The 5,160-nt window shown below is 69.7% G+C and carries 4 protein-coding genes and 1 pseudogene; all 5 read left to right on the top strand.

What is annotated here, in order from left to right; translation table 11 throughout:
• Window positions 1-173 (top strand): annotated as a pseudogene (locus ACIRPP_RS31885) (ATP-binding protein); the annotation flags it as partial.
• A gap of 374 nt (window positions 174-547) precedes the next feature.
• Window positions 548-3,859, top strand: coding sequence for a nitrate- and nitrite sensing domain-containing protein (locus tag ACIRPP_RS31880; protein WP_403650232.1), 3,312 nt, complete (start codon window positions 548-550; stop codon window positions 3,857-3,859).
• A 10-nt stretch (window positions 3,860-3,869) separates the two neighbouring features.
• A complete protein-coding gene (locus tag ACIRPP_RS31875) occupies window positions 3,870-4,283 on the top strand; it encodes a roadblock/LC7 domain-containing protein (protein ID WP_004983065.1) in 414 nt (137 codons plus the stop codon).
• A 94-nt stretch (window positions 4,284-4,377) separates the two neighbouring features.
• Window positions 4,378-4,950 (top strand): DUF742 domain-containing protein, encoded by a 573-nt coding sequence (locus ACIRPP_RS31870; protein WP_403650229.1) that lies wholly within the window; start codon window positions 4,378-4,380, stop codon window positions 4,948-4,950.
• A partial coding sequence (locus ACIRPP_RS31865; RefSeq protein ID WP_403650226.1) for an ATP/GTP-binding protein occupies window positions 4,931-5,160 on the top strand: 230 nt, incomplete at its 3' end. The genes ACIRPP_RS31870 and ACIRPP_RS31865, both read left to right, overlap by 20 nt.

Below are 5,160 nucleotides of genomic sequence, written 5' to 3'. Positions count from 1 at the left end.
TCGCCCTCAACGGCTTCGACGGACAGCAGCCCTACCAGCCGGAGGAGGTGCGCGAGGCGCTCCAGATCGGGCCGGACACGCCGATCATCACCACCGACGCCCGCCACCGTTCGGATGCGAAGAGCGCGCTGATCACTCTGGTGGAACACGCCCTCATGGCCCGCTTGAGGTAGATCAAATAGAGAGATCCACACGGGAGTTGCAGCTGAAGCACCGGAGCCGGCCGTGTCCTTTGACACCGTCGGCCCCGGTGTTCATAACGTTTCGGCAGAGGAATCGGGGGAGGTCGACACGCGACGCGTTCGAGCGGTACCACTGTGCGCACGAACGCCCTGCCTTTTGGCGGGGCTCGCTCCGTTTGACCGTTTTATCTGGGGCTTACATCACTCCGATTCCCTGCCGTCGACTGTTTGGAAGAGCGCAGGTCGGCATGCTGGAATGCCTGAACTGCCCAGTAGTCAATGACGTACTCAGTAGTCGATGGCAAGCCGGGTTCTGAGACACAGCGGCACGTGACGGTGCCGACCGCCGAGAGGTTGTTGGTCGAGTGAGGCGAAGCAAGAACAGTCCCGAGCCGTCGGCCCGGGGCAACTTCACCCCGCCGCCGCGCACAGCGGCGCCCGCCCACGTACCCGAACCCGAGCCGGCGGCCGCACCCCCGCCGAGCGGCGGCCGCTTCTCCCCGCGCAACTGGCGGGTGACCACCCGGCTGAACGCGATCCTGCTCATACCCGTGCTGGTCGGCCTCGTCATGGGCGGCTTCCAGGTGAGCAGCTCGATCGACACCTGGCAGGAGGCCGAGGACGCCGAGAAGGTCGCGCTCCTCGTGCGCGCCGCCGACGACTACGGCCAGGCCCTGCTCAACGAGCGCGACCTCACCGCCGCCGACCTGCTGTCGGGCAAGGGCGAGACGGACCAGGTCAAGAAGCTCCGGGCGGCCACCGACGCCGCCAAGGAGGAGTTCGACCGGGTCGCCGAGGACCTCCCGAACACCGCCGCCCTCGACCGGCGGATGCAGCTCTTCCGTACCAACGAGACCGGCCTGGGCCCGCTGCGCGAGAAGGCCTACACGGCGTCCATGGACCCGGTGAAGACCGAAGAGGGCTACGTCGCCGTCCAGCACTCGCTGATGGAGTTCGCCAACGAGCTGGGTCTCGGCACCGAGAACGTCACCAGCTACGGCCGCACCGTCTACGCCGTCTCCCTGGCCAAGGCCGCCGCCTCCCTCCAGCGCTCCATCGGCGTCCACCTGCTGGTGCGCCCGAGCCAGAAGCCGGCCGTCGTCCAGCAGCAGCGCGTCTCCCTGGTGTCCTACCGCTACCTCGAGGGCATCGCGATCAACGAGTTCGTCTCCGCCGCGACGGAGCGCGACGTCGAGCGCCTCGACGGGATCATGGCCCAGAAGCGCGAGACGATCGGTGACAAGGGCGCCGCGGTCGGCGCCGGCGAGTCGTCCTCCACCCAGGGCGGCGCATACACGGCCATGCCCGCCGCCGACAACATGCTCCAGGGTCTGGCCTCCGGCGCGCTCAGCGAGGCGCAGCTCAAGGAGAACGGCATCACCCTGCAGAACTGGCTCGGTGCCTACACCGCCAAGTTCGCCGGGTACAGCGAGGTCGAGTCCGAGCTGGTCGACAAGGCCGTGGAAGAGGCCCAGACCATCGCCGACAACGCCAAGCGGGACGCGCTGATCACCGGTGCCGCCGTGGTGATCGCCCTGCTCGCCGCGTTCATCCTGGCCGGCATGGTGGCCCGCCAGATGAGCCGCTCGATGCGCCAGCTGCGCAACGCCGCGTTCGGCATCGCCGAGCAGCGTCTGCCGATGCTGGTGGACCAGCTCTCCCGCACCGACCCGGGCCGGGTCGACACCCGGGTGGCCCCGATCCCGATCACCTCCACGGACGAGATCGGCGAGGTCGCCCGCGCCTTCGACCAGGTCCACCGCGAGGCGGTCCGGCTCGCTTCCGAGCAGGCGCTGCTGCGGGGCAACATCAACGCGATCTTCACCAACCTCTCGCGCCGCAACCAGTCGCTGATCGAGGGCCAGCTGACCCTGCTCACCGACCTGGAGAACAACGAGGCGGACCCGGACCAGCTGGAGAACCTCTTCCGCCTGGACCACCTGGCCACCCGTATGCGCCGCAACGGCGAGAACCTCCTCGTCCTCGCGGGCGAGGAGCCCGGCCGCCGCTGGGACCAGCCGGTCCCGCTGGTCGACGTGATCCGCGCCGCCTCCTCCGAGGTGGAGCAGTACGAGCGCATCGAGCTGTCCGGCGTGCCGGAGGCCGAGATCCACGGCCGCGCCGTGACCGACCTCGTGCACCTGCTCGCCGAGCTCCTGGAGAACGCCACCACGTTCTCCTCGCCGCAGACGAAGGTCCGGGTCACCGCGACCCGGCTGCCCGACGGCCGTGTGATGATCGAGATCCACGACAAGGGCATCGGCCTGACGGCCGAGGACTTCGCGGACATCAACCACAAGCTGGCCAACCCGCCCACCGTGGACGCCGCGATCTCTCAGCGCATGGGTCTGTTCGTGGTCGGCCGGCTGTCCGACCGGCACGGCATCCGGGTCCAGCTCCGCCCCTCGGGCGAGCAGGCCGGAACCACCTCGCTGGTCATGCTGCCGGACGCGATCACCCACGGTGGCGGTGGCGAGCAGCAGCCCGCGCACGACGAGTTCACGGTGTCGCAGATCATCCCGGAGCAGAACTTCCAGGGTGAGGACTTCAACCAGCAGCCGCTGCGCACCGCCGCGGAACTCGGCTTCGACGACAGCCGCTACACCGAGGTCCCGGACGACATCCGCGACCTGGACCCGGTCGGGCGTTCCCTGATGCGTGAGGGCCGCCGTGCGGCCCTGGAGGGGGCGCAGCAGTCGCCCGACGCACCGGTGCAGAACGACGCCCAGAACACCGGGGAGTTCGCCGCGCCCCAGGGCTACGACTCCGGCCAGGGCTACGACTCCGGCCAGGGCTACGACCGGGCGCAGGGCTACGACGACGGCGGATACCGCGACCAGCAGCAGACCGGCACGTACGAGCAGCCACGGCAGCCCGCGGGCTACGACCAGCAGGCGTACGACACCGGCGATCAGCAGGGCTACGACACGGGGCAGCAGTCGTCCTACGACGGCGGCTACTACGCGCCCGCCGGCCAGGTGCCGCAGAACGACGCCTTCGCGTCGAACGGCGCGTACCCGGACACCGCGTACCCGGAGGCGCCCGCGTCCGACCGGACGTCGGCGGGTGCGTCCTCCGGCTCGTTCCCCGGTTTCGACGACCGGCGCCGCGAGGACGACTGGCCGCAGGCCGACGGCTACCAGAACGGCTACCCGGCCCAGTACCCTGCGGATACCCAGGAGTCGGAATCCACGCAGGCCGCTGACGCAGGTGAGCGGGACGGCGTAGGCTTCGACCGTCCGGGACCGGCCCACTCCGCCGTCCACGAGCTGACCGACGCCGGGCTTCCGCGCCGCGGATCCACCGCGAGCGGCGCCACGGGCGGCGCGCGGCACGCGGGCCAGGAGGCGCCGGCCTCTCCTCCGGAGAACAACGGCGACAGCAGCGACTGGCGATCGGCGAACGACGAGCGCTGGCAGCAGGCCTCGCAGCTCCGGAAGCCCAAGGCGGGCGGAGTGACCTCCTCGGGTCTGCCGCGGCGGGTACCCAAGGCCAACCTGGTCCAGGGTTCCGCCGAAACCACTCCCCAGGGAGGCCCCCAGGTCTCCCGCGCCCCGGAGGACGTCCGGGGCAGGCTGAGCAACCTGCGGCGCGGTGTCCAACGGGGCCGCAACGCAGGCAGTGAAACGAACGGCCAGGGCTTCGGTCCTGACAGCACCTACAACCAGGAGCGTTAGTGTGAGCCCGATGAGCCAGGCGGCACAGAACCTGAACTGGTTGATCACCAACTTCGTGGACAACACCCCGGGGGTGTCCCACACGGTGGTGGTCTCCGCCGACGGACTCCTTCTGGCGATGTCCGAAGGCTTTCCCCGCGACCGCGCCGACCAGCTCGCGGCCGTCGCCTCCGGTCTGACGTCTCTGACGGCAGGCGCCTCCCGGATCTTCGAGGGCGGCAGTGTGAACCAGACGGTTGTGGAGATGGAGCGGGGATTCCTGTTCATCATGTCCATCTCCGACGGTTCGTCGCTCGCCGTCCTCGCACATCCGGAGGCGGACATCGGCCTCATCGGGTACGAGATGGCCCTCCTGGTGGACCGCGCCGGTACGGTCCTGACCCCGGATCTTCGTGCGGAGCTCCAAGGGAGCCTTCTCAACTAACAGACGGACGGTGCGCTTTGACGTCCCGGGGCCGTAAGGTTTCGGGACGCGGCTCCACCAGGATGGATGCCAGGCACAGTCGGAGGAGGAGAAAGTGGCAACACCCCCAGGCGGTTCGTCGTCGGGCAACTGGTCGTACGGCCCCGCGCAGGGCCAGAACGACGGTGCCCAGAGCGGGTACGGCTACCCCTCCGCCCCCGACCACCGGCAGCCGTACGCGCCGCAGGGCCCCGGTCCGTCGCCGTACGACCAGCCGCACGCCCCGCGCATCCAGCCCGTGCAGCCCCAGCGTCGCACCCCCGAGCCGGCGCCCGCAGGGTCGTCGAGCAACCCCCTGGTGCGCCCGTACGCCATGACGGGCGGACGCACCAGGCCGCGGTACCAGCTCGCCATCGAGGCACTGGTGCACACCACCGCGCAGCCGCACCAGATGCAGGGCCAGCTGCCCGAGCATCAGCGGATCTGCAACCTCTGCCGGGAGATCAAGTCGGTGGCCGAGATCTCGGCCCTGCTGACCATCCCTCTCGGCGTGGCCAGGATCCTCGTCGCCGACTTGGCGGAGGCGGGACTGGTCGCCATCCATCAGCCCGGCGGCGACGAGAACGCCGGCGGCCAGCCAGACGTGACACTGCTCGAAAGGGTGCTCAGTGGACTTCGCAAGCTCTAGCGGCGGTCCTTCCCGCTCCACCACCTCCGCGAAGATCGTGGTGGCGGGCGGCTTCGGCGTGGGCAAGACCACGTTCGTCGGCGCCGTCTCGGAGATCAACCCGCTGCGCACAGAGGCCGTCATGACGTCTGCGTCCGCAGGCATCGACGACCTCACCCACACCGGGGACAAGACGACCACCACGGTCGCCATGGACTTCGGACGCATCAC

The sequence above is a fragment of the Streptomyces sp. NPDC101219 genome, assembly GCF_044767675.1.
In the GTDB taxonomy this organism is placed as follows: domain Bacteria; phylum Actinomycetota; class Actinomycetes; order Streptomycetales; family Streptomycetaceae; genus Streptomyces.
Note: the sequence above shows the minus strand (reverse complement) of the source record. Positions and strands in the feature narration are given on the sequence as shown.